We start from the raw sequence: 24,302 nt of genomic DNA, 5'->3' as shown, positions 1-24,302 counted from the left end.
AATACATTCACTACTATAATCATGAGCGAATCAAACTAAAACTAAAAGGGCTGAGTCCTGTTCAATACAGAAATCAGCCCTCCTATGCATAACTAACAAACTGTCCAACTATTTGGGGTCACTTCATGTGATGCGCATTTTTTTTATGCCAATTAAATTTCAGCACCTATTTTCAATTTTCTGCGTGAATTGGTTTTGCGATTTATAATCTCACCATGCTAAAACAAAGAACAATACAAAAAGAAGTGAAAACCATTGGTGTCGGTGTGCATTCCGGAACCAAAGTGACGCTCACACTTCGTCCAGCTCCGGTGAATACGGGCATCATTTTTACGCGCGTGGATCTAGTGCCACCAGTTGTTTTTCCGGCGACTGCTTTAAACATTGGCGATACGAAAATGGCATCAACTTTAACAAAAGATGGTGCTAAGGTTTCTACTGTTGAGCATTTGCTCTCCGCTTGTGCTGGCCTAGGTATTGATAATATTTACATCGATGTCAGCGCAGAAGAGATTCCGATTATGGATGGTTCTGCCTCGTCGTTTGTCTATTTGCTGCAGCAAGCTGGAATGCAGGAGCAAGAAGCGCCGAAGAAATTCATTCGCGTGCTAAAGCCTGTAGAAATTCGTGAAGGTAGCGGCAAATCAGAGAAGTGGGCGCGTTTGGAGCCTTATGATGGTTTTAAATTGCATTTCTTTATCGAATTTAATCATCCCGCAGTCGATGGTACCAATCAAACTGCTGAAGTGGACTTCGAACAAGTTTCTTACGTTAAAGATGTCGCGCGCGCACGTACATTTGGATTTATGCAAGATGTGGAGATGCTGCGAGGAATAGGCTTAGCTCGCGGTGGATCGCTCGAAAATGCGATTGTGATGGATGAGTATCGGATACTGAACGCGGATGGTTTGCGCTTTGATGATGAATTTGTGCGTCATAAAATTCTCGACGCGATTGGTGATTTATATCTAATTGGGCATCCTTTTTTAGCAAGCTATACTGCGCATAAATCAGGTCACGGCCTTAACAATCAGCTTTTACGTGTTTTGTTAGCGCAGCCTGACGCTTATGAAATTGTCACCTTCGAAGACGAGAAATCTGCGCCCAAAACCTATGCACATCAAGAAGAGCGTGAATGGGCGTTGAATTAGCTTTTATGAACTAATTCATTCCTGCGTTTTGCTTATTTTTTGCTTGATTTGCTTCATTAATTGCGCCAAGTCAGCATTGATTTCGACTAAGCAAGCGCGCTAGTGCTGCTTGCAGGCCTGCATTCTGTGGGCTTGCGTCCAAATTATTTTTCAGTTCTTCAAAAGCACTTAATGCAGAACGTGTTAACACGGCTTGCTTGACTGGCTCGGGCTTGGCTATTGCGCGTTTGACTTGTACTTTAATCTTGATTGCGTTAATCTGCCACCCTGCTTGTTGCAAATGGGCTTGCAGTTTTGGTAATTGTTGCTTTAATTTCGCCGCGATAGAAGCATTTGGCGTAGACATTACCAACTGATCCTCATTGAGGTTTAAGACCTCGCAACAATCGAAAATCGCAGGCAAAGCTGCCTTGCATTCTTTTTGTAGCGAAATATTTCGCTTAACTGTCGGTAAAAGTGGGGATAGTTTGTCGTTATGTCGTAGAAATGACGCTATCTCATTGGTCTGAGCCATCTTTTTGCCACGTTTGACATTTAATCGGTAAGTTGGTTGAGGTGATTGCATATTTCGCACATTACCATAATTTAACTTGTTGATCACGGAGGTAACAGTTAATGCAAGTCATTATCATGCATTCACGATTGACCCAGGCAAAGTCAGTTACTTTGTCATCCACGCATCTACTTGTTTTTCTTGCGGTTTTTTTATTGCTAGCCTTGCTAGCATCCTTTTCATTAATTGGCTTGTTTTCCAGATTTGCGGATACTGAGTCGGCTTGGGTAAAGAATATTTTACCGCAAGCGATGTTGGTATCAAGCGCAGGTTCTTTAGGTGGTAATGATCGATATGTAAAAGAAAATCTAGCTGCAATGGCAGTGAAAATTGGCGAGATGCAGGCACAACTGATTCGTCTTGATGCGCTCGGTGAGCGAGTGCAAGGTTTGGCGGGAGTCAAGCCGGAAGAGTTTAATTTTAAGGAGTTACCTGGACGCGGGGGCGCGGAGGTGCTTACTGATCTGCCTAAATCTGATTTGAATTTACAGGATTTTCAGGCTTCTCTGGATAGTTTATCGAAAGAGCTCAACTATCGTTCCGACTATTTAAATGTGGTTGAGTCAAAGTTGATGAGCTTCAAGTTGCAGGCTAAATTATTGCCAACAATCGTTCCTGTGAATGTTGGTTACAATGCCTCAACATTTGGTCGACGCTTGGATCCATTTTCTGGACGTACCGCGTTTCATGAGGGCTTAGATTTCTCTGCGCCGACTGGGACACCTATCGTAGCTGCTGCTGGTGGAGTCGTGGTTTCCGCAGAATATCATCCCGAATTTGGCAATATGCTGGAGATTGATCATGGCGGCGATATGTTGACACGCTATGCCCACGCTTCGAAATTGCTCGCCAAAGTAGGCGATATCGTAAAGCGTGGACAGCACATCGCGAATATAGGTTCAACTGGACGTTCAACAGGTGCGCATTTGCACTTTGAGGTCAGAATTAAAGGTGTTCCGCAAAATCCGCATAAATTTCTCAACGCTGGTAGTAATGGCGGAGATGTCTCAAAGCTGGCTGCAACCGCTCCTTAATTGCGTTGCATGTCACTTGGTATTTGGTAATTAATCATGAAATTGAAATGGTTTAAATTATCTAAAACTACCTTCCGCATTTATATTCCTTATCTTTTTTATTATCCAATCACTAGCATTTTTTTCACAAAGACAAAATCCCGTCTTGAATTTGTCTGATTTGCCACCAACTCATACAAGTTCTTCCTTGTCTTGCTCTCAGAAATTCTAGAAAGCTAGGTGAGCCATGTTAAAATTAAAAGTTAATCATATCTGCTGCATTGGCATTTTATTGCAGTGTTTTAGAACCTATACCCTTCATACTCACTACTAGCATGTCATTCCTGACCAAAATATTCGGTAGCCGTAATCAAAGGCTCTTGAAACAATACCAAAAAATTGTGCGCGAAATTAACGCACTAGAGCCAAAGTATGAAACTTTGTCAGATGATCAACTCAAGGCGAAGACTCCAGAATTTAAAGAGCGTTTGGCAAAAGGCGCGACGCTAGATTCATTGCTGCCAGAGGCCTTTGCTGTTTGTCGTGAGGCAAGTAAGCGTGTCTTGAAAATGCGTCATTTTGATGTGCAATTGATTGGTGGTATGGCCTTGCACTTTGGCAAAATTGCTGAAATGGGCACAGGTGAAGGTAAGACCTTGATGGCGACTTTGCCGATTTACCTTAATGCTTTGTCAGGCAAGGGTGTGCATGTCGTTACCGTCAATGACTATTTGGCGCAACGCGATGCGGATCAAATGGGACAACTCTACGGTTGGTTGGGTTTAAGCACTGGGGTCAATTTGTCGCAGCTGGAGCACGATGCGAAGCAAGTTGCTTACGGCTCAGATATTACTTATGGCACAAATAATGAGTATGGCTTTGACTACTTGCGCGACAACATGGTGTATGAAGCTAAGGATAGAGTTCAACGCGGATTAAATTTTGCTGTGGTCGATGAAGTTGACTCGATTCTGATTGATGAGGCACGTACACCTTTGATTATCTCTGGACAAGCAGAAAATCATACTGAGCTTTACTACAAAATTAATGAAGTACCGAAGCTGTTGACTTTACAAATCGGTGAGGAAACTCCGGATGGTAAAGGCGTGGTAGAAGTTCCTGGTGACTACACCAAAGATGAAAAATCACATCAAGTTTTATTGACTGAAGCTGGCCACGATAAGTGTGAGCGTATTTTGACGCAAATGGGTTTGTTGCCGGAAGGTGCGTCTTTGTATGATGCGTCGAACATCTCTTTGGTTCATCACTTGTACGCAGCTCTGCGTGCGCATGCTTTGTACTTCAAAGATCAACACTATGTGGTTTTGAACGATGAGATCGTGATCGTTGATGAATTTACTGGCCGTATGATGACGGGGCGTCGCTGGTCTGATGGTTTGCATCAAGCGGTCGAAGCGAAAGAGGGTGTTCGCATTCAAAACGAAAACCAAACTTTGGCATCCATTACCTTCCAAAATTATTTCCGTATGTACGCGCGTTTATCAGGTATGACTGGTACGGCGGATACAGAAGCTTATGAATTCCAAGAAATTTATAATCTCGAAACGGTAGTCATTCCACCAAATCGCCCATCCGCGCGTAAAGATCGTCAAGATCAAGTCTACAAATCTGCCGAAGAAAAGTACGGCGCGATGTTGAAGGATATTCAGGATTGCTATGAGCGTGGTCAACCTGTATTAGTCGGTACCACCTCGATTGAAAACTCTGAATTGTTGTCTGGTATTTTGGATAAAGCCAAATTGCCACATAACGTATTGAATGCAAAACAGCACGCGCGTGAAGCAGAAATTATTGCGCAAGCAGGTCGTCCAAAAGCAATCACAATTGCTACCAATATGGCAGGTCGCGGTACTGATATTGTTTTGGGTGGTAATGTCGCAAAACAAGTGCAAATGATTGAAGCGTCCGACACCTTATCCGACGCTGAAAAGCAAAAGCAAGCCCAAAAATTGCGCGACGAATGGCAATCATTGCATGACCAAGTGGTTGCTGCTGGTGGTTTGCATATTGTTGGTACAGAGCGCCATGAGTCTCGCCGTGTTGATAATCAATTGCGTGGCCGTTCTGGACGCCAAGGCGATCCAGGTTCTTCGCGTTTCTATCTTTCTTTAGACGATGCCTTGCTGCGTATTTTCGCGGGTGATCGCGTTCGCGCGATTATGGATCGTTTGAAAATGCCCGAAGGTGAACCGATTGAAGCTGGTATCGTAAGTCGTTCAATTGAATCCGCGCAGCGTAAAGTTGAGGCACGTAACTTTGATATTCGTAAGCAATTGCTTGAATACGATGATGTAGCGAATGATCAACGTAAAGTGATTTACCAGCAACGTAATGAATTGCTGGAAGCGCATGATATGTCAGAAATGATTGCGTCCTTGCGTGATGGCATGTTCCACGATTTGGTACGTCAATATGTTCCTGCTGAAACAGTTGAAGAGCAATGGGATTTACCCGGCTTGCAGGCAGTGTTAGCGGCAGAATGGTCTTTGAATCTTGATTTAGTCAGCTTGTTAGAAACAGAAAAGAATTTGACTGATGAGGATATCTTAGAAAAAGTCGTAGCGGCTGCAAAAGCGGAATATGACGCTAAGTTGGAATTGGTTGGTAAAGACGCGTTCGCTGGATTTGAGCGCAGCGTGATGTTGCAAAGTATTGATAATCACTGGCGTGAACATTTGGCTGCTTTGGACCATTTGCGTCAAGGTATTCACTTGCGTGGTTACGCGCAAAAGAATCCTAAGCAAGAATATAAGCGCGAAGCGTTTGAATTGTTTGGTCAAATGTTGGATATGATCAAAAACGAAGTGGTGCGTATTGTTGTAACTGTTCGTATTCAATCTCGTGAAGAAATTGAAGCAGCTGAGCAGCAAATGGCGCAGTCTCAAATCGAGAATGTACATTACCAACATGCTGAATTTGATGCGAATGCTTCTCCCGAAGAAATGCTAGCACCAGCACCTGTCGCTGCAGATGAAAATGTGCCGATGGTTGATCATGGGTTCAAGATTGGGCGCAATGATCCTTGTCCATGTGGCAGCGGTAAGAAATATAAGCAATGCCACGGAAAATTGGTTTAAGACGAATTTTTTTAGCTGTATTGTGAAACAAAAAAGACGGGATTTCCCGTCTTTTTTTGTTTTCTTGAATTTGAATCTCAGTATGCTGAAAATGAAGGAGGCTTGGCATCTTGCTAGATTATTCGGTGGGGTTACAGATGCGTGTTGACGACGTAAGTCAGCAGTCCTTGAAAAGCCCGATGATGAAATTTTTGCGATGATTAAATACGTGTTGCTATTAGCTAAGCGTGTTTTTGAGCTTGATTAACTGCGCTTCCAAAGCATCAAAATCAGCGCTTTGGTAATCGCTAAACATCACTCTGCCTTGATTAACAATTTCAGGGAAAGATCTTTTGAATTCCGTGTCACCAGCGGGTGTCAATTTGACAAACAATTGACGTCGGTCTTCGCCACGCTCTCGCTGAACCAAACCTTTGCTTTCCAAGCGATCGAGTACGCCGGTCAGTGTTCCTTTGGTGATCAGAGTTTTCTCGCCTAATTCTTTGCAAGTCATTCCCTTGGTATTACCTAAGGTGGCGATAATATCAAATTGAGATTCGGTCAGACCTAGAGCCTTGACGCGTTTGGCTGAGGATTTCTCAAATAATTGCATGCACTCTGCCAAGAGACGAATGCTGCGTAAGTAACGTTTATCCATGATGATTGAGAAGATATGAAAGGCTGATTGGCTAGTGAAGCTGATTCAGCCTTCCAAGAGAGAAGTTTGTTGGACTTCGTCGGGCCTAGTCAGAATTAATTTGACTTAACAGCCTCAACTTGAATTGCCAACTTCACATCTGGAGAAAAACCCCAGTTGATTGCGTAGTTCATGCCGAAATCGCTACGCTTGAATTCTGCGCTCGCATCTGCACCGCAGATTTCTTTTTTCGTCATCGCATCTTGAATGCATTTGAATTTGTTGACGGTCAAATTGACTGGCTTAGTAACACCCAACATCGTCAACTCGCCTTCGACAGCAACCAAGGTGTCGCCATTGAATTTCATTGATTTGCCAACATAAGTGATGGTTGGGAACTGTGGCACGTTGAACATATCTTTATTTTTCGCATGTTCGTTCATTTTTGCATGACCAAAATCGATTGAGTTTGCATCGATCGTGATGTTCATGGTGCCAGTTTTGGCTGCACGATCTAAAGTAATCGTACCTTCTGTTTTTGTAAATTTACCGCGCCAGAAAGAAATACCTTTGTGATCCGCTTCAAAGCTAGGATAAGTGTGGGAAGAATCGATTTTGTATGTCTGTGCGAAACTTGGCGCTGCAACTGCAAACAAAGCGACTGCTAAGAAATGATCTAATTTCATGGTATTGCTCCTATAAATTAAGGGTTGGTGACTACTTTAAATTTGATGATGACTTCATCAGCGACCATACTGGTGTCTTTCCATTCACCTTCGCCGATATTAAATTGCAAGCGTTTGATGGGTAAGTTGCCTTCAAAACTAAGCGCCTTACCTTCACTCTTCACTTGCAATGGAAAACGTACCGCTTGGGTTTTACCTTTGATAGTTAAATTGCCGCTCACTTCGAGTTTGCCTGCACCCAAATTTTTCATTGAGGTTGAGACAAAATTCGCTTTGGCAAATTGCACGGCGTTAAACCATTCTTTCTTCAATACTTCTTGGTTGTACTCTGGGGCTGGTAGGTCGACACTATTCAAATCGATCTCTACTTTGGCAGAAGACAATTCAGGTTTTGCTGCGTTGTAATCAATTTGTGCCTGAAATTTTTTAAACCGTGCTTGAACTGGTACCTCCATTTGCTTAAACACAAAATGAACGGTGCTTTTACCTGCGTCAAGATTGAGATTCGCGGCCAGTAGTAGCGTAGAACTACAGAGTGCGGTGATAGCCAAAACAGATGCGCTAATCTTTTTTAGTGGGCGGGAGATCATGTTGATTCCTTGTTTGATTTGGTTGGTAACATGCGTTGTAAGACGCCATCTTTGTTGATGAATTGATGTTTGAGTGCAGCACCGATATGCAATAAGACGATCGCAAACAGACATTTCGTGAGGATTTCATGTGCTTCTTTTAAGCTGTCTTTCCATTCTGGATTGGGTGTAATTAATGCGGGCAATTCAAACAAACCTAAGTACACGACTGGAAAACCAGCTGCATACGAATACAAGTAGCCCGATAGAGGCACCGCAAACATCAAAAAGTACAAGCCAATATGCGCTGCATTCGCTGCTTGTTTCTCCCATGCTTGCATGCTATCGGGATAGCTAGGAGCGCCTTTGATTAACCGAACCAGCAGGCGTAAAGCGACGAATCCTAAAATCGTTACTCCCAGCCACTTATGCCAAGAATACAGCTTGAGCTTGGTGGGGCTAATCCTAAGATCAACCATGTAAGAGCCGAGAATAAATGCAGCGATGATCAATATTGCGATCAACCAATGCATGACAATGCTAATTGTTGGGTAGCGTTGCATACGAATTCCTAAATGTAAATTAGTTCGAAGTAGGACTAATATAGCAAAGAAAAAGAAAGTTTGCTTGATTTGATCAAAAAAAGATCAATTTCAGAGGAGACTTATTTAAGGTGGGGGAGTTTAGGAAGAAGATAGCTGGAAGTTTTAATGTGTTTCCAACTATCTTTTTTGATTTAATTTAAGTTGTATTCATTGAGTTCGCCTTTATCAACGAACTCTAACAAATTCAACTTAGATTGCAGCCGCCAATTTTGCCGCAATACCAGTGTAATTTGCTGGTGTCATTGCTAGTAATTGCTCTTTCGCTTCTTGCGGGATGTTTAAGCCGACAATAAATTCACGCAAGGCTTCTTTTGAGATTCCTTTGCCGCGCGTGAGTTCTTTCAGTTGTTCGTATGGATTTTCGATACCGTAACGACGCATGACTGTTTGCACAGGCTCAGCTAAGACTTCCCATGTGTTATCCAGATCTTCTGCCAAGCGAACTTGGTTGGTTTCTAATTTATTTAAACCACGCACACAGCTATCGTAGGCTAACAAAGTGTAACCGAGCGCAACGCCAATATTGCGTAAGACTGTTGAATCAGTCAGATCGCGCTGCCAGCGTGAGATTGGCAATTTTTCGGACAAGTGTTTGAGAAGCGCATTTGCGAGACCGAGGTTACCTTCGGAGTTTTCAAAATCAATAGGATTGACTTTATGCGGCATGGTTGAAGAGCCAATTTCTCCGGCTTTGGTTTTTTGCTTGAAGTAGCCAACAGAAATGTAACCCCAGATATCACGGTTTAAATCGAGCAAAATTGTATTTGCGCGAGCGAATGCGTCAAACATTTCTGCCATGTAATCGTGCGGTTCAATTTGAATCGTGTATGGGTTGTAGCTTAAGCCTAGACGATTTTCGATAACGTCTTTAGAAAAACTTTCCCAGTCATGTGAAGGATAGGCAGATAAGTGCGCATTGTAATTACCAACAGCACCATTCATTTTTCCTAATATTTCAACTTGAGCGATACGTTGCGCCGCACGTTGCAAACGCGCGACCACGTTTGCCATCTCTTTACCTAAGGTCGTTGGGCTTGCTGTTTGTCCATGTGTTCGCGAAAGCATGGGCACCTTGGCATTTTCGTGAGCGATTTCCTTCAAACGATCAATCAGCTTATGTAATGCTGGCAGCATGACGTTATCGCGCGCTGTTTTGAGCATCATGCCGTGTGAGGTATTGTTGATATCTTCAGAGGTGCATGCAAAATGAATAAATTCGGCAGCTGCCTTGAGTTCCGCCGTGATTTCAGGCGCAATCTGTAAATCACGCTTTGGTAGGTGATCGTAGCTAGCAGGTAAAGCTAAACCAACGGATTCTTTGAGCCAGTATTCCACTGCCTTAACGTCGTGATTAGTGACAGCTTCGATGGCTTTAATGCGCGCCGCATCTTCTTCTGAAAAATTGTTTGCGATTTGATTCAGTAATGCATTTGCTGCTTCTGAGAATGGTTTGATTTCAGCAAAACCCGCCAAAGACAAAGCTTGTAACCAAGAAATCTCCACTTTTACGCGGTGATGCATAAAACCAGCTTCTGATAAGGTAGAACGCAATGCATCAACTTTTGATGCGTAGCGTCCATCAAGGGGAGACAGGGCGGATAGAGTGGAGAGTGACATAGAATGACCAGAAAAGTAAGAACGAAGTAAAAAAACTTAGTAGCGAAGGTGCAAACGCACAGTAGAGGTGCCACAAATTATGTCGCGAATAGTTCCAGTTGAAATCAAGGGTAATAAGGAAGTCGCAATTAAATGCAAGGAAAGCGCGCTGAATTTGTTTTAATCTCTACCAAATAGCGAAATCAAAGGCCGTCATTTTAACATGGCCTATCGCTATTTCAGCATTTCACAATTGTTGAAGATCTGTTGGCAACAGTTGGTGTCTAGCTATTGAAGTGCGCAATGCTATAATTTCACCAAGTCAACATCTAGCGATGGTAAATTACATTGCTAATCGGTAATTCTAATTAATGTAACTTAATCTATTTTTCTTTTCAAAGTCTATGAAACTAATCGGCTCCCTTGCAAGTCCGTACGTGAGAAAAGTCCGCATCGTGATGGCGGAAAAGAAGTTGGATTATGCGTTGATACTCGAAAACGTATGGGCAAATGACACGACCATTCAGCAGTCAAATCCGCTCGGCAAAGTACCTTGTCTTTTGATGGAAGATGGTGGTGCGATGTTTGATTCACGCGTGATTGTTGAGTATCTTGATACCTTAACGCCAGTCGGCAAACTTATCCCCGCTCACGGCCGCGAACGTGCTGAAGTGAAAAATTGGGAAGCCTTGGCCGATGGTATTTTGGATGCCGCAGTATTAGTGCGCGTTGAACGCACCATGCGCGCGCCGGAAATCCAGAGCGAGGCATGGGTAAATCGGCAGATGGATAAAGTAAATGCCGGCTTAAAATCAATGTCACTTGGTTTAGGTGAATCAGCGTTTTGCGTAGGCAATCATTTAACTTTGGCAGATATTAGTGTCGCTTGTTGTTTAGGTTGGTTAAGTTTTCGCTTTCCATCAATTGCATGGCGTGACGAATATCCTAATCTGGCCAAGTTATTTGATAAATTATCTGAACGCCCTTCATTTAAAGATACGCTGCCAGAGTAATTGACTTTTTGACGCACAGATCTTGCCAATTCATTTGGCGTAAAAAAAGCATGTCATAAGGCATGCTTTTTTATGGTCAAAATCTGATATTTGGCTTAGCCACGTAGCGAGAAGTTAATACTTGCTGTCGCTAGTACCGTGGTCGCTTTACCATCTTCAAGATAAGGCTTAAACAGGGCACGTAGCAAGGCAATTTTTGCTGATTCATCTAGGCGCGCAAAGCCTGATGATTTCACAATCTCGACTTTTTCTGCACGGCCTTTGTCATTTACCAGTACTTGCATGACGACGCGACCTTCTTCGCCCATACGTCTTGCCATTGGCGGATAATCAGCTTGTGGCGCGTGAATATACTCAACCGCGCTCACATGCTTAGGTCCAGCTGGCTCCGATTTAGCGATGACGTTGGTTTGTGGTGCTGGGCTTGGAGGAGTTGGTGCGATAGTCTCGGCGGTTACTGGTGTCGCAGTGATCGCATTTTCAGTCACTTGTTGAACAGCGATTTGCGTTACAACAGGTGGCACTGTATTTGTCGGAGTTACTGCCTTTTCAATCTTCTTTGGTGGCGCAACTGGTTTTGGAAGTGCGCTAGGTACCATCATGACGATCGTTTCTTTTGGCGCGCTTTGGAAATGTTTTACTGGATTCAAAATAATCAAACTAAACACTAACACGTGGGATAATACAATGAAGCTACCCGTTGCGAAACGACGTGGAAGTTGTGGGGACTGCAGCGTATTCATATGCTCTGCCTTGCCAAATTAAGTTTAATAATCTAAATAAGAATAATTCGTATTTAGATTATGTATCAAAATCGAGGCCTGTGCAAGAAATTTGTGCAGTGCAGGATCATAAAGTTTGTGCTGGCTCAATAAATCAAAGCTTAGTGTCTTCGATTTAATGTGGCGGTGGAAATTCTCGGGAAGATTTTAGATTGTAGGAAGCTTGCGGTGGAGGCATTGATGCTGATTGTGATCTAGCTTTGATCTAGTCTGTGATCTCAATAGACCACGCACAGCATCAAGATACTCTTTTAATTATTGATTGCAGCACCCATAGGCTCACCAAGTCGAACAGCGCCAGCAGCTTGCCAATCCTGATTGAATTGCATACTACCTTTGCCGAACAGCATCACGACCGTTGAGCCGAGTAAAAATCGTCCCATTTCTTCACCTTTCTTTAGGTGAATATGCTGATCTGCATAATGCCATTCGCGCACATTTTTGCTGCGAGGTGGATTCACAATTCCATGCCAAGCAGTTTGCATGCTACCCACAATGGTTGCACCAACTAATACCAGTACAAATTCACCATAGGCAGAATCAAATACACAAACCACGCGTTCATTACGAGCGAATAAACCTGGGACGCCGCGCGCGGTGGTTGGATTGACCGAAAACAGTTCGCCGGGCACATAAATCATACGTGTTAAGCGACCGTCACATGGCATGTGAATGCGGTGGTAATCTCGGGGACTCAAGTAAATATTGGCAAACTGGCCGTCATGATATTTTTCGGCGAGACTGGCATCACCGCCAACTAGGGCGGTGGTAGAAAAATAATGCCCTTTTGCTTGAAAAATCTGCCCTGCGGCAATGTTGCCAAATTCGCTGATGGCGCCATCTACTGGGCACACATATTTTGCCGACGAGATGGGACGAGCATCAGTACGTAAAGGGCGTGTAAAAAACTCATTAAAACTAGCATAGCTTGCGGTATCAGGATTGGCCGCTTCTTGCATATTGACATTGTATTTCTTAACAAACCAATTGATTAATCGCGTTGTCCGCTTGCCACCACGATCATTCGCAACCAGTCCAGCGAAGGCAGTTAATAAATATTTAGGTAAAAAATATTGCGGGAGGACAGCTAAACGATCGGACACGGCAAACTCGTCAGTTAAATAAGGATTTGCGATTATAGCGGGTCATATTGAATAAACCGAAGTTTTCGTTTCTGGAATGGATAAATGACGCTGCGAATTTGGTGGTGCAAGAGCTCAATCTTGGGTATCGATAGCCAAAACGTTTGTGCTAGCATGTCATCACAATTTCATCTGATGTGCGCACTATGTTATTACTGGGACTTAGGCATAAGCTAAGAGGTATTTAGAAATAATCTATTGGATTTGAATGATTCATAGTGATAAGCTTCGTCCCAGTTGTGAAATTAAACCAAATTCGTTGATGTATGTATCGTTAAGACTTGAAAAAACATGCATCGGCAATAAATGTAAGACTCATCTCAATTTATCAGGAGAAATCAATGAAAACAGTTGGACAAAAACTCGATGCATTCAGCGTACCAGCAGCTAAGCCAGGTTTTAATCATCATGAAGAAAATGGTGTATCCGCTTTTGAAACTATCACTGAAGCGTCTTTCCCAGGTAAATGGAAAGTTATTTATTTCTATCCAAAAGATTTTACATTCGTCTGCCCAACTGAAATCGTTGAATTTGCTAAATTGGCAAACGACTTCTCCGACCGCGATGCAGTATTGATGGGTGGTTCTACCGATAACGAATTCTGCAAATTGGCATGGCGCCGTGAGCACAAAGATTTGGACAAATTGAATCACTATGCATTCGGTGATGCGACAGGTTCTTTGGTAGATATGTTGGGTGTTCGTGATGTCAACGCTGGCGTCGCTTTGCGTGCAACTTTCATTGTTGATCCAGACAATGTGATTCAACACGTTTCTGTCAATAACTTGAACGTAGGCCGCAATCCAACTGAAATCTTGCGTATTTTGGATGGTTTGCAAACGGATGAGTTGTGCCCATGCAACCGTTCAGTTGGCGGCTCTACTTTGTAATGATGTTTGCGGCTCGCCAATGCTTACCAATGATCGGTAAATTTTAGCGCTCGCAGTAGAATCAACCCGCTCCGGCGGGTTTTAAAAGCTCTAATTAATAGGTGAAAACTATGGAATTTCTTACTTCGATTAAAAATAGCATTCCTGACTATGCAAAAGATATTCGTTTGAATGTAGACAGCACAATTGCACGCTCTAGTTTAGAAGGTAACGATGCTGTAGGAGTCGCCTTGGCTGCGGCATTCGCGGCAAAGAGTAAGGTTTTAATTGATCTGATTAAAAATTCGGGTCACATCGCACCAGAAGAAGTACAAGCTGCATTGACTGCTGCTTCGTTGATGGGAATGAATAACGTGTGGTATCCGTATGTTGAAATGGCGGATGACGAGGATTTGAAGTCACAGGGCGCGCAATTGCGTATGAATGCCTATGCGACTAATGGTGGCGTGGATAAGCGTCGCTTTGAAATGTATGCACTGGCAGCGTCTATCGTTGGTAAATGCCACTTCTGCGTGAAGTCGCACTTTGACTTGTTGCGTAAAGAAGGTATGTCGACGACCCAATTACGTGATGTTGGCCGTATTGCTGCAGTGATTAATGCGGCATCGCAAGTGATTGCTGCTGAAACTGCATAAGTAGATACTTTTTTAGGAGGCTATTCAAATGAAATCAGATTTTGTAACCCTTGCGCTGCAGATCTTGGTCGATATGGGTAGTGCGAAATAAGTGATCTAGCATCGTATGTAAAAAGCCGCAGTTTGCGGCTTTTTCATTTTGTATTGATGATTTTTAATGTGTTTTCTATCGCTAGATAATATCCTTGTCACTTTTAATTCCCTCGCGTATCGTCAATTTTTTCAAACATAGTTTGCTCGATTTTTTTATATCTATAGTTCGATAAACTTGTGCCCCTTTTATGTTGGTTAAAGCATAGTAATTTCATGCACTGCATCTATCATCATTTTCATATCTCATTCTCATGCAAAACCGCGAAATATTTGAACAGTTGGCTCAAGCAATTTCTGCACCTGAGCGCGCTGCCTCAAGTCTGTTCAAAGAAGTAAATTTGCTGAGTGAAATGTTGGGAAAAGTTGGGTAGTGTTCATTCCATTTGAATGCCTCCTTTAAAAGTGGCGATGTTCTTTGTTTTAGTTATGCATTTGGTGAGCATCCTAGATTGCTCGTTGATGTGCAAAATGAATCATTTGTAATTCGTAAATGAATTTTTATAGAAGTTGAGTGTCTCACCCTTATGCTACTCAAAATCCATCACGCTGCCATTATTTGTTCAAACTATGAATGTTCTAAGCGGTTTTATGTCGAGACTTTAGGCTTGAGCGTCGTGGCCGAGCATTATCGTGCAGAGCGCCAATCTTATAAATTGGACTTGGCGCTTCCGGACGGTGGTCAGATTGAATTATTCTCGTTTACCAATGCGCCGGTACGACCGTCTTATCCGGAGGCGCAAGGCTTGCGCCATCTTGCATTTGTGGTCAGTGATATTGAAAAAAGTAGGGAGGATTTGCTTGCAAAGGGATTGCTTCCAGAACCAATTAGAGTGGATGAGTACACCAAGAAGCGTTTCTTTTTCTTCTCAGATCCTGATGGATTGCCATTAGAACTGTATGAACAATAAAGTGCAATTGCGCTTTGAAGCGCTACTTTGATGAACGGAGATTTTTAGTTAGAACAACAAAAGCAGTATTTTCAATTGAGGGAACGAGAATGCAACACCCGGACTTTGACGAATTTAAGCAATGTTACAGAGCAGCTCAGTACGAACACGCGTTGACACTGATTGATCGATTGATCACGAAATTTCCACAATCGGGTGCACTGCGATGGCATCAATTTAATTGCTTAGAAAAATTAGAGCGTTTTGCTGAAATTCCAGCTGTTCTAGAGGTTGTACAGCAGCGCATGCCAGATTATGTGCCTGCTTTACTTAAGCGTGTTGTGTATGCAGATTGTTATATAGATCAACAAGCTCCTTTACATGCCGATGATGATTATGCGCAAGATGCACAATCTGCTGATGTGCGCAAAGCGAGGGAGAAACGGGACGTAATTCAACGTGAGATTGAGCAGCGAAATATTTCAGATCTGCGTCGTATTATTGGTCTTGCTGATACCGTCAATGCGAGCACATCCTTGTCTGTCGCGCAGTTGGCGCAAGCCCAATTCTTGTTAGCAAATGCATTGGGTTATTCTGAATCGGGCCAAGTGAGTGAAGAGAACCTAGCTGAGGCTCATAGACTTATCGATCAAGCGATTCTGCTTTGCCCTCAACATCTTGAGTATCGTTTGGCACGTGCTGATGCTACGCGAAGTCGAGCTTTGGTCGTATCAGAAAATCAAAGTATAGACGCCGAGCCTAGCGCGGAAATAGTTAGTACGCTTTCTGGAGTGCGATATAAGCGAGCAGATTTGGAAGCTGCTGTTGAGGACTATCAATACTGCTGGGAGCGAGGGAAGTCAGCTGGTCATGCGATGAAACTAGCTAGTACATTGCATGATCTGGGGTGCTATGATCAGGCGTTGAATGTTTATGATAGTGCTTTGGCGCAGATGCCAGAAGATGCGCCACAGCGAGAGTACTTTATCGAGAGACGAAAGCTATCTGAGAATAAAGGCGCAGGAGAACGGGAACAGATGGCGCAATTGATGCTCAGTGGCTTGGACAATGGAGGAAAGGATCGTAGTCTACAAGATAGTATGGCGATGCAGGCTATGCTCGGTGCAGCACAAGCGATTCGAGATGGTGCTTCTGTTTCTGATGCTATCGCTGCACACATTAGCGATGACCCCGATACGATGCAAGCGATGAATATCGCACGGCAAATATTAAATGTCGCGCATGAACCGCCGCCAGAATTACTTGAGGTTGATGCAGGTGATTATCCTGCATATCAGCGAAAGTACTGTCAGAAAATCCAAAAGGCTGCTGATAGAATTGGCATGATCAAAATCGCTGACGCGGAAGCGATGGGATTATTCAACGTATTGGGACAGCATGTGATGTTGCGTTTGTTTCGGGATGAGTCTGGAGAAATTGGCTTAGCATCATTTACGATGAAACCAAAATGGCCAGGATTGATTGCATTTTTAGTGATGTTCTTGACAGGAAAATGGAAGCAACACCAGATGATAGAGTGCGTTACCACCTTTGATGACGGTGCAATGATTACGACACAACCGCAAAGCATTTCTCCGTTTGAGTATGGTGGGAAAATCATACAAAATAAATTGCCCCTCAACGTTGGCGTTGCAGAATTGGTAGTGGCACATCAACAAAGCATTGCTAATTACGTCAAGGCTAATCCAAGTGCACAAAGTATTCGTGTTAGTGATTTGGCTGGAGTTGAAGCGCGATGGGTTGCTGGGCAAGAGCTTAAGGCGGCATATCGTGAGTCAATTAATTACATCAGCGATCAAGAGTTAAGGGGGATGCTGGGTGCACACTATGAGCGGTTCGCCGAAAAAATACGTGAGCAGATCAAAGTGATGACAGCGTATTCTTGAACATCAACGCCCGTAACGATCAAATGCGCGAATCTTGCAGATCGTTCGGGCGTTGAATTAAGTGGCACTTGGTATAGTTGCTTTAGCCGGGGAGTTGTAGGCAACGACCAAATCTAGCATCTCGATAATTTTTTCACGAGTGATCGGTTTTTCAAAACTTGCATGGACTTTTAAGCCCTGAATGCGTGCAATTTTTTCAGCTAAATTGAGAATAGGCCCATTGTAATTTGCAAGCGCCCAATGTTGGTCAACTGGAGGAACTAAGTTGTGACCAGAAATAATTAAAATATCTGCTTGGCAGCCATCAAGTGCTAAATGACTTAATAACTCCATTCCACCCAACTGCGGCATACACAAATCGCAGATAATCAAGTTGGGACGCACTTGCGCTTGACGATATTTATTTAATCCTTCAAAACCATTTTTTGCCAATACGATAGAAGCTACGCCCAGATCACGTAAGGTGACTTTCATTACTTCTAAAAGAAACTCGTCGTCATCAACGAGAAGGACATGCAGGTTGCCATATGCTGTATTGGCGTCAGGATTTTGGCTCATCATGATTGGGGAGACTTTTTAATTGAATGCAAACAAGTATAGCGAAACTTATTTGGAAACGACAATGATTTCCTAAAGAGTAAGAGATTGATCATCACTTGTCGTCGCATCGATACATATTTTTTAGTCTTGCTTTGCTTAATTGGATGATGCGACGTAATTGTATGTCTCTTGCTATGATGGCAAACACGATGGCTGATGAGTTGGATATTGTGATGAAATCTAGTTCAAGTGTATATCAAAGTTTTGATCTGTTTAGTTTTGTTTTGCCAATTTATACAAATTTTCGGTCGTATATAAATTCGATTTCAACCCAATTTAGCTCTAGCATAAACACAATACACGCTTAATTCGTGTTTTGTTTAAATTACTTTTATGAGAAATTCACAAGATAAATTAAGTGCTCAGCCTTTCTTAGCGGCTGCTTACATCAAAGAAATTGGACGTGGTAAGGAAGGTGCACGCAATCTATCACGAGATGATGCGAGCCAACTTTATGCAGCGATTCTCGATCAACGTGTGAACGATTTGGAGTTGGGTGCCATCTTGATCGCTATGCGTATTAAAGGTGAATCAATTGAAGAAATTGCTGGTTTTCTTGATGCCGCAGAAGCCCATTTGCAAGTCCTAATCACACCAGAAAATTCTTCGTATGCACCGATCGTTATTCCCAGCTATAACGGTGCTCGTAAGCGACCAAATTTGACGCCCCTTCTTGCCATGCTATTAGCGCGTGAAGGTGTGCCAGTCTTGGTACATGGAATGCTTCATGATCCCGGACGAGTAACAAGTGCGGAGATTTTTGCTGAATTAGGTATCGAAGCTGCATCCAACGTCGCACAAGCGCAGCAAAATTTATCACAAACAAGTTTAGCCTTGGTGCCAATTGCGGTTTTGGCACCAGCGATGCATAGAATTCTCGAATTGCGCAAAATTCTTGGTTTGCGCAATTCGACACATACCTTAGTAAAAATCCTGCAACCATTTGCGGCGCAAGCGTTGCGTCTTACTTCTTATACGCATCCAGAATACCAAGTGATGTTGGATCGTTATTTTCGTGAATTGGCACCGCATCAGCGCGGCGCAGTTTTATTGATGCGAGGCACCGAAGGTGAGACAGTTGCTAGTACAGGGCGAGCCCAACAAATTGATTGTTATTGGAAAGGCGAGCATACGTTATTGCAAGAGACGACATCTCAATTGCTGGCTGAACCCGAAAATCTGCCGGTGAGTATTGATGCGCAGAGTACTGCTAAGTGGATCAAAGAAGTGCTTAATGGCAAACAAGCGGTTCCATTGAATATTGCAAAGCAAGTCGAGCATTGCATGCAGCTATCGAAGCAATTGCATCTAAATAAATAGAAAGCGGTGCGCCAGTTTTCCTTTACAATGCGCGCCTTATTTAATGTCCTGAATGTCTTATATCGAGAAATCCAAGATGGCTGATGAATTTACTTCCACATACGATGTAATTGTGATTGGCGCTGGTGCTGCTGGCATGATGTGCGCTGCGGTCGCTGGTCAGGGCGGTAAAAAAGTATTGGTACTCGATCATGCAGCTAAGTTGGCTGAGAAAATTCGTATTTCAGGAGGTGGTCGCTGTAATTTTACAAATTTGCATGCGACACCAGCTAATTTTTTGTCAGAAAATCCGCATTTTTGTAAGAGCGCTTTATCGCGTTATACGCCACAAGATTTTCTTAGTTTGGTGAAGCGCTACCATATTGCTTTTCACGAAAAGCACAAAGGACAATTATTTTGTGATGAATCTGCTGAAGACATTATTCGGATGTTAAAGGCTGAATGCGATCTTGGTCGGATTCAGTGGAGAATGTCTTGTGGTGTCGATGAAATACAGAAATCTGAACAAGGATTTATCGTACAGACGGCTCAGGGAAGGTTCCTCACAGCCAATGTCGTGATCGCGACTGGTGGCTTATCTATTCCAAAAATTGGTGCAACAGATTTCTCTTATCGTGTAGCGCGGCAATTTGGATTGAAAATTGTAGAGCCAAGGCCTGCATTGGTTCCACTGACTTTTGATGCGCCTGGTTGGGCAGCCTTTGTGCCGATGGCAGGCATTTCTTTAGAAGTCGATATCGAAACTGGAGAGAAGAAAAACAAAATTGTTTTCCGTGAAGACTTACTATTTACGCATCGTGGTTTGTCAGGCCCAGCAATTTTGCAAATATCTAGTTATTGGCAGCCTGGGCAGAGCATTCGAATTAATTTGCTGCCAGAGGTGGCGCTGGCAGATGAATTAATTGCCGCTAAAACTACTAGTAAAAAAACTTTAGCAAATTTTCTTGCTGCATACTTACCAGCAAGATTGGTTGATGGTTTGCTCGTTGCATATGAGTTTGATGGCAGCGTAAAAATTGCAGATATGCAGGACAAACGGCTACGCTTATTGAGTGAAAAAATTAGTCGCTGGGAATTATTGCCGAATGGTTCTGAAGGGTATCGAAAGGCAGAAGTGACCCGTGGCGGTGTGGATACACGTGAACTCTCGCAGCAAACTATGATGGTAAATAAGTGTCCCGGCCTTTACTTCATTGGAGAGGCGGTTGATGTAACTGGTTGGTTAGGGGGATTTAATTTTCAGTGGGCTTGGGCATCAGGGGTTGCTGCTGGGAAAGCAATTGCGGAAGCGCATTGCGCGTACTCCATTTAATACCTTACCCGATGCTTAACCTGAGCGATGCATGGCTCGAATGCGTTCATTGTTTTCATGATAAATTCTCGACGTTTTGCCACACTTTTTTGCATAAGTTTTCATCAGTTAGCTTCCCTATTTAAAAAAATCCTGTTATGATCTCGGTCTTCCTATAAATTTTTAACTGGTTCCGAACTTACATGACCACAATTCGCCTTAAAGAAAACGAGCCGTTCGAAGTCGCCATGCGTCGCTTCAAGCGCACCATCGAAAAGACCGGTCTGTTGACCGAATTGCGCGCTCGCGAGTTTTATGAAAAACCAACTGCAGAACGCAAGCGTCGTTTGGCAGCAGCTGTTAAACGTCACTACAAACGTATTCGTAGTCAGCAATTGCCTAAGAAGATGTATTAATCTTGTTTGGCATTGAGTCGGTTGCATAACAGCTTAATGTCTTACGGTATTTTTCAGCTTTAGGTTTGCATGCCCGCTCCGGTGTACCGCAGCGGGCTTTGTTATTTTCACCATTTCATTTATGCGGCATTGATTTTGCTGCGTAAAAGCATTATTCAAGAGGACGTCATGAGCTTAAAAGATCAAATTACCGAAGACATGAAAGCCGCAATGCGTGCTAAAGATTCTGCAAAATTAAGCGCTATTCGTTTGATCACTGCTGCGATGAAGCAAAAAGAAGTCGATGAGCGTGTAGAGTTGAATGACACTATGGTGTTAGCAATCATTGAAAAAATGATTAAACAGCGTAAAGATTCAATTAGTCAATTTGAAGCGGGTGGTCGTCAGGATTTGGCAGATATTGAAAAAGCTGAGATGGCGATTTTGTCTGCCTATATGCCCGCTGGATTGACTGAAGCAGAGATGCAAGCTGCGGTAAATGAGGCGGTTGCTGAAGTTGGTGCTACAGGTCCACAAGACATGGGCAAATTAATGGCAGTTTTAAAGCCAAAATTAGCTGGACGCGCGGATATGACAGTTGTGTCTGCAATGGTGAAGGCTGCGTTAGCTAAGTAATTTTTTGCTTGGTGTTGTTAGATTGCGGCTTCGGGACCAGTTTTTCCGAGGCCGTATTTGTTTTTATTCCATGAGATTGTTGGCGTGATTCCACAAAGTTTTATTCAGGATCTGCTTGCCCGTGTCGACATTGTTGATGTAGTCGGTAAGTACGTGCAATTGAAAAAAGGTGGCGCAAACTATATGGGTTTGTGCCCGTTTCATAACGAGAAATCTCCTAGTTTTACTGTTAGTCCGACCAAACAGTTTTATCACTGTTTTGGTTGTGGTGCTCATGGGACCTCTATCGGTTTTCTGATGGAGTATTCGGGCCTTAGTTTTGTTGATGCTGTTAAAGACTTGGCGCTGAATAATGGCATGATCGTGCCAGAAGATGATCGTATGCTGCCAGCCCAAAGGGCCGAGGTAACCGCCAAAAGTTTGGCGTTAAGTGAAGTCATGACGAAGGCGTGTGATTTTTATCGTCAACAATTACGTGGCGCTGATAGGGCAATTCAATATTTGAAGAAGCGCGGTGTTACAGGTGAAATCGCAGCGCGTTTTGGTTTGGGTTATTCACCGGATGCATGGGATAGTTTAAGAGCCGTATTTGCGGATTATGGCGCAAGCGCCTTGGCAGAGGCAGGTATGGTCATCGATAAAAGTGATGACGAGGGCGCTTATCGCAAGCGCTATGATCGCTTTCGTGACCGAATTATGTTCCCAATCCGTAATACGAAGGGGCAAGTGATTGGTTTTGGTGGACGCATATTGGATCAAGGTGAACCCAAATACTTGAATTCTCCTGAGACACCCTTATACCAAAAAGGCTTGGAGTTGTATGGCTTGTTCGAGGCGCGTCAAGCAATTCGGGATGCAGGCTATGTTTTGGTAACAGAAGGCTACATGGATGTGGTGGCCTTGGCGCAATTAGGTTTTCCGCAAGCGGTTGCGACTTTAGGAACGGCATGCACGCCGACTCATGTGCAAAAATTATTACGTCAAACTGACCATGTGATCTTTAGTTTTGATGGCGATAGCGCTGGACGACGTGCAGCGCGCCGGGCTTTGGATGCTTGTTTAGCGCACGTGAATGACAATAAGGTCATTAAGTTTTTATTTTTGCCAGTTGAGCATGATCCCGATAGTTTCGTGCGTGAATATGGCGCAGATGCATTTGCGAGCGAAGTGCAAAATGCCATGCCTTTGTCACAATTTCTGATCAAGGAAGTGAGTGCTGATAACGATTTGGCTACTGCTGAAGGGCGGGCAAGAACTCAGTTTGAGGCCAAGCCTTTATTGCAGCAAATGGCTCCGTCAGCCTTGCGTTTGCAGTTAGTCAGAAATTTGGCGCAAATTACCCAGTCGACTGCGGCTGAGATTGAAGCCTTATTTGAATTAAGTCAGCCAGTTGCACGTGTAAAAATCGCACCGCCCAAGAGTCGTCGCAGTGCGCCTGTTGGATTGGAACGACAAGTGATGCGGATTTTAGTCGCGCATCCTTCTTTAGCTGTCATGATGACTCCGGCAATGATGGATTGTGCTGCCAAAATTGCGCCAGATGGTGCTGATATGCTCAAGCAATTGGTGTCGCTTGCTCAACCTATGGGGGAGCAAGCCAATTTTGCAGCGCTGGCAGAAACCTTGCGTGCAACGAGTGCCGATTTTGATCCTTTGATTGCAGAAATCGCGGAGCAAACAGACTCTGAGATTGAGGTTGTCCGATTGGAGTTGGCGGGTGCTTTAAGGCAGATGAGGACACAAGTGCTCAAGCTAGAAATGGAGCAACTGGCGCAACGAGGTTTGCGAGAGGCTGCTGATGTTGCGCGTTACCGAGAAATCATGCAGTTGCAAGACGCAATTCGCCGTGAGGCCGAGGCGGAATCGTCGAATAGCGTACAGTAAATTATTTGTTGCACGATTCATGTTATTTTCGCAGCGCGAGTTAATGTAAGGAAACTAATTGAGCTGATATAAAATACTTGTTAATTGTATACTTTTGTGTGACATGGATGAGTCGGTTTTGATCTGCTTAGATTGATTAAAAGAGTGGCAAGTGGTATAGTTAAAGGCTTTCGATTCAAGGTCTTAGGTTGTTTTCATTCTTTGTCGCGGTCAGTTTTGTTTGTGACTGAACGTAGTCAAAGAATGTGTTGTTTAGGTGAGCGTATGCTCCTCCGAGTAACCCAAAACGCCGATGCTAAGAAATGTTGAATTTGATTTTTGTATGATTGTTCTGTTGCGTAATGTTGATTGGTAACAGTGCTTTATTTTTTAAATTTCAAATAGCTTTTCAGCTTCGGTTGGTTTGATTCAATGGCTAGTGCAATGAAGAAACCCGCGAAAAAACTGACATCCGTAGTTACGAAGAGTGCAACCAAAACCACTGCCACGAAAAAGTCGGCAAGTGTGTCAACAAAGGCGAGCGTTAAGCCCGCAGCAAAAACAGTCGTTAAGGCAACATCGAAAGTCCCAACCAAGCCAATCGCTAAGGCAGCAAAGCCAGCTGCTAAAACTGTAAAGCTTGTTGCTTCAGAGAAGGCAAAAGCGACACCAGCAAAAGCGATTAAGCCACGAAATAGTGCTGCTGCAACTAGCGCATCAGCTAATAAAAGCACTACAAAAAAAACAGCTGCAATCGCTACAAAAGCAAAGATAGCAGATAAAACTCCTTCGAAAGTCAGCAAGACAAGTGCAGCCAAAACGAAAGAGCAACTAACATCAGTGAAAACGACAAAAGTCGCTGACAAAAAAGTCCTTGCGAAAGGTGCTAAAGCGCCTAAAGTAGAGCAGAAGCCAGTAAAATTGGTTCAGAGCAAGATTTCAAGTAAAGATGTAAAATCGA

24 protein-coding genes are annotated in these 24,302 nt (G+C 43.4%); 14 read left to right on the top strand and 10 right to left on the bottom strand.

Translation table 11 applies throughout. From position 1 onward, the window contains the following. On the top strand, positions 1–92 hold a 92-nt coding region (locus tag KDM92_RS07600), incomplete at its 5' end, for an IS3 family transposase (protein WP_212683795.1). Positions 93–215: 123 nt separating this feature from the next. Further along, positions 216–1,151, top strand: coding sequence for a UDP-3-O-acyl-N-acetylglucosamine deacetylase (lpxC, locus tag KDM92_RS07595; RefSeq protein WP_212683770.1), 936 nt, complete (start codon positions 216–218; stop codon positions 1,149–1,151). Between the two features lie 70 nt (positions 1,152–1,221). Here the strand turns inward: lpxC and KDM92_RS07590 are convergent, their stop codons facing one another. Beyond that, complete coding sequence (locus KDM92_RS07590) at positions 1,222–1,665, bottom strand: DciA family protein (protein WP_212683794.1); 444 nt, start codon at positions 1,663–1,665, stop codon at positions 1,222–1,224. 101 nt (positions 1,666–1,766) lie between these two features. Between KDM92_RS07590 and KDM92_RS07585 the strand changes: the two genes are divergently transcribed. Further along, entirely contained in the window at positions 1,767–2,738 is a 972-nt protein-coding gene (locus tag KDM92_RS07585) for a M23 family metallopeptidase (protein ID WP_212683769.1), read from the top strand. Between the two features lie 314 nt (positions 2,739–3,052). Continuing rightward, positions 3,053–5,815, top strand: coding sequence for a preprotein translocase subunit SecA (secA, locus tag KDM92_RS07580; protein WP_212683768.1), 2,763 nt, complete (start codon positions 3,053–3,055; stop codon positions 5,813–5,815). 217 nt (positions 5,816–6,032) lie between these two features. On the opposite strand, the gene KDM92_RS07575 is transcribed toward secA, so the two are convergent. From KDM92_RS07575 to purB, 5 genes are all read right to left on the bottom strand, one after another. Beyond that, on the bottom strand, positions 6,033–6,452 hold the full coding sequence (locus KDM92_RS07575) for a MarR family winged helix-turn-helix transcriptional regulator (RefSeq protein WP_212683767.1): 420 nt from the start codon (positions 6,450–6,452) through the stop codon (positions 6,033–6,035). A 95-nt stretch (positions 6,453–6,547) separates the two neighbouring features. Continuing rightward, positions 6,548–7,117: a YceI family protein gene (locus tag KDM92_RS07570; RefSeq protein WP_212683766.1), complete on the bottom strand. Its 570-nt coding sequence runs from the start codon at positions 7,115–7,117 to the stop codon at positions 6,548–6,550. A gap of 17 nt (positions 7,118–7,134) precedes the next feature. After that, positions 7,135–7,707, bottom strand: a complete 573-nt coding sequence (locus tag KDM92_RS07565) for a YceI family protein (protein ID WP_212683765.1) — start codon at positions 7,705–7,707, stop codon at positions 7,135–7,137. Then, complete coding sequence (locus KDM92_RS07560) at positions 7,704–8,249, bottom strand: cytochrome b (RefSeq protein ID WP_212683764.1); 546 nt, start codon at positions 8,247–8,249, stop codon at positions 7,704–7,706. Before KDM92_RS07560 ends, KDM92_RS07565 begins: the two co-directional genes overlap by 4 nt. Positions 8,250–8,480: 231 nt before the next feature. Then, on the bottom strand, positions 8,481–9,908 hold the full coding sequence (gene purB / locus KDM92_RS07555; RefSeq protein ID WP_212683763.1) for an adenylosuccinate lyase: 1,428 nt from the start codon (positions 9,906–9,908) through the stop codon (positions 8,481–8,483). Positions 9,909–10,291: 383 nt separating this feature from the next. Here purB and KDM92_RS07550 point away from each other — a divergent pair, with 383 nt between their 5' ends. Further along, entirely contained in the window at positions 10,292–10,900 is a 609-nt protein-coding gene (locus KDM92_RS07550) for a glutathione S-transferase N-terminal domain-containing protein (RefSeq protein WP_212683762.1), read from the top strand. A 95-nt stretch (positions 10,901–10,995) separates the two neighbouring features. Here the strand turns inward: KDM92_RS07550 and KDM92_RS07545 are convergent, their stop codons facing one another. Then, complete coding sequence (locus tag KDM92_RS07545) at positions 10,996–11,643, bottom strand: energy transducer TonB (protein ID WP_189346033.1); 648 nt, start codon at positions 11,641–11,643, stop codon at positions 10,996–10,998. A gap of 290 nt (positions 11,644–11,933) precedes the next feature. Next, positions 11,934–12,785: an archaetidylserine decarboxylase gene (asd, locus tag KDM92_RS07540; protein WP_212683761.1), complete on the bottom strand. Its 852-nt coding sequence runs from the start codon at positions 12,783–12,785 to the stop codon at positions 11,934–11,936. 380 nt (positions 12,786–13,165) lie between these two features. Between asd and KDM92_RS07535 the strand changes: the two genes are divergently transcribed. From KDM92_RS07535 to KDM92_RS07520, 4 genes are all read left to right on the top strand, one after another. Next, positions 13,166–13,714, top strand: coding sequence for a peroxiredoxin (locus KDM92_RS07535; protein WP_189346031.1), 549 nt, complete (start codon positions 13,166–13,168; stop codon positions 13,712–13,714). Positions 13,715–13,824: 110 nt separating this feature from the next. Then, complete coding sequence (locus KDM92_RS07530) at positions 13,825–14,349, top strand: carboxymuconolactone decarboxylase family protein (protein ID WP_212683760.1); 525 nt, start codon at positions 13,825–13,827, stop codon at positions 14,347–14,349. Positions 14,350–14,966: 617 nt separating this feature from the next. After that, the gene (gene gloA2 / locus KDM92_RS07525) at positions 14,967–15,350 is read left to right on the top strand and encodes an SMU1112c/YaeR family gloxylase I-like metalloprotein (RefSeq protein ID WP_212683759.1); all 384 of its coding nucleotides are present in this window, start codon (positions 14,967–14,969) and stop codon (positions 15,348–15,350) included. A gap of 89 nt (positions 15,351–15,439) precedes the next feature. Further along, positions 15,440–17,236 (top strand): tetratricopeptide repeat protein, encoded by a 1,797-nt coding sequence (locus KDM92_RS07520; RefSeq protein ID WP_212683758.1) that lies wholly within the window; start codon positions 15,440–15,442, stop codon positions 17,234–17,236. 57 nt (positions 17,237–17,293) lie between these two features. On the opposite strand, the gene KDM92_RS07515 is transcribed toward KDM92_RS07520, so the two are convergent. Beyond that, complete coding sequence (locus KDM92_RS07515) at positions 17,294–17,797, bottom strand: response regulator (protein WP_212683757.1); 504 nt, start codon at positions 17,795–17,797, stop codon at positions 17,294–17,296. 372 nt (positions 17,798–18,169) lie between these two features. Between KDM92_RS07515 and ybiB the strand changes: the two genes are divergently transcribed. From ybiB to dnaG, 5 genes are all read left to right on the top strand, one after another. Further along, entirely contained in the window at positions 18,170–19,156 is a 987-nt protein-coding gene (ybiB, locus tag KDM92_RS07510; RefSeq protein WP_212683756.1) for a DNA-binding protein YbiB, read from the top strand. Positions 19,157–19,232: 76 nt separating this feature from the next. After that, positions 19,233–20,468: a BaiN/RdsA family NAD(P)/FAD-dependent oxidoreductase gene (locus tag KDM92_RS07505; protein ID WP_212683755.1), complete on the top strand. Its 1,236-nt coding sequence runs from the start codon at positions 19,233–19,235 to the stop codon at positions 20,466–20,468. A gap of 182 nt (positions 20,469–20,650) precedes the next feature. Continuing rightward, positions 20,651–20,863: a 30S ribosomal protein S21 gene (rpsU, locus tag KDM92_RS07500; RefSeq protein WP_186891961.1), complete on the top strand. Its 213-nt coding sequence runs from the start codon at positions 20,651–20,653 to the stop codon at positions 20,861–20,863. Positions 20,864–21,031: 168 nt separating this feature from the next. Then, complete coding sequence (locus KDM92_RS07495; RefSeq protein WP_212683754.1) at positions 21,032–21,478, top strand: GatB/YqeY domain-containing protein; 447 nt, start codon at positions 21,032–21,034, stop codon at positions 21,476–21,478. An 84-nt stretch (positions 21,479–21,562) separates the two neighbouring features. Continuing rightward, the gene (gene dnaG / locus KDM92_RS07490; protein WP_212683793.1) at positions 21,563–23,362 is read left to right on the top strand and encodes a DNA primase; all 1,800 of its coding nucleotides are present in this window, start codon (positions 21,563–21,565) and stop codon (positions 23,360–23,362) included. A 362-nt stretch (positions 23,363–23,724) separates the two neighbouring features. Here the strand turns inward: dnaG and KDM92_RS07485 are convergent, their stop codons facing one another. Continuing rightward, the gene (locus KDM92_RS07485) at positions 23,725–24,144 is read right to left on the bottom strand and encodes a hypothetical protein (protein WP_212683753.1); all 420 of its coding nucleotides are present in this window, start codon (positions 24,142–24,144) and stop codon (positions 23,725–23,727) included. Between the last annotated feature and the right edge of the window lie 158 nt (positions 24,145–24,302).

Source organism: Affinundibacterium baiyunense (assembly GCF_018139645.1).
Lineage (GTDB): Bacteria > Pseudomonadota > Gammaproteobacteria > Burkholderiales > Burkholderiaceae_D > Undibacterium > Undibacterium baiyunense.
This window is presented reverse-complemented; position numbering and strand designations above follow the sequence as displayed.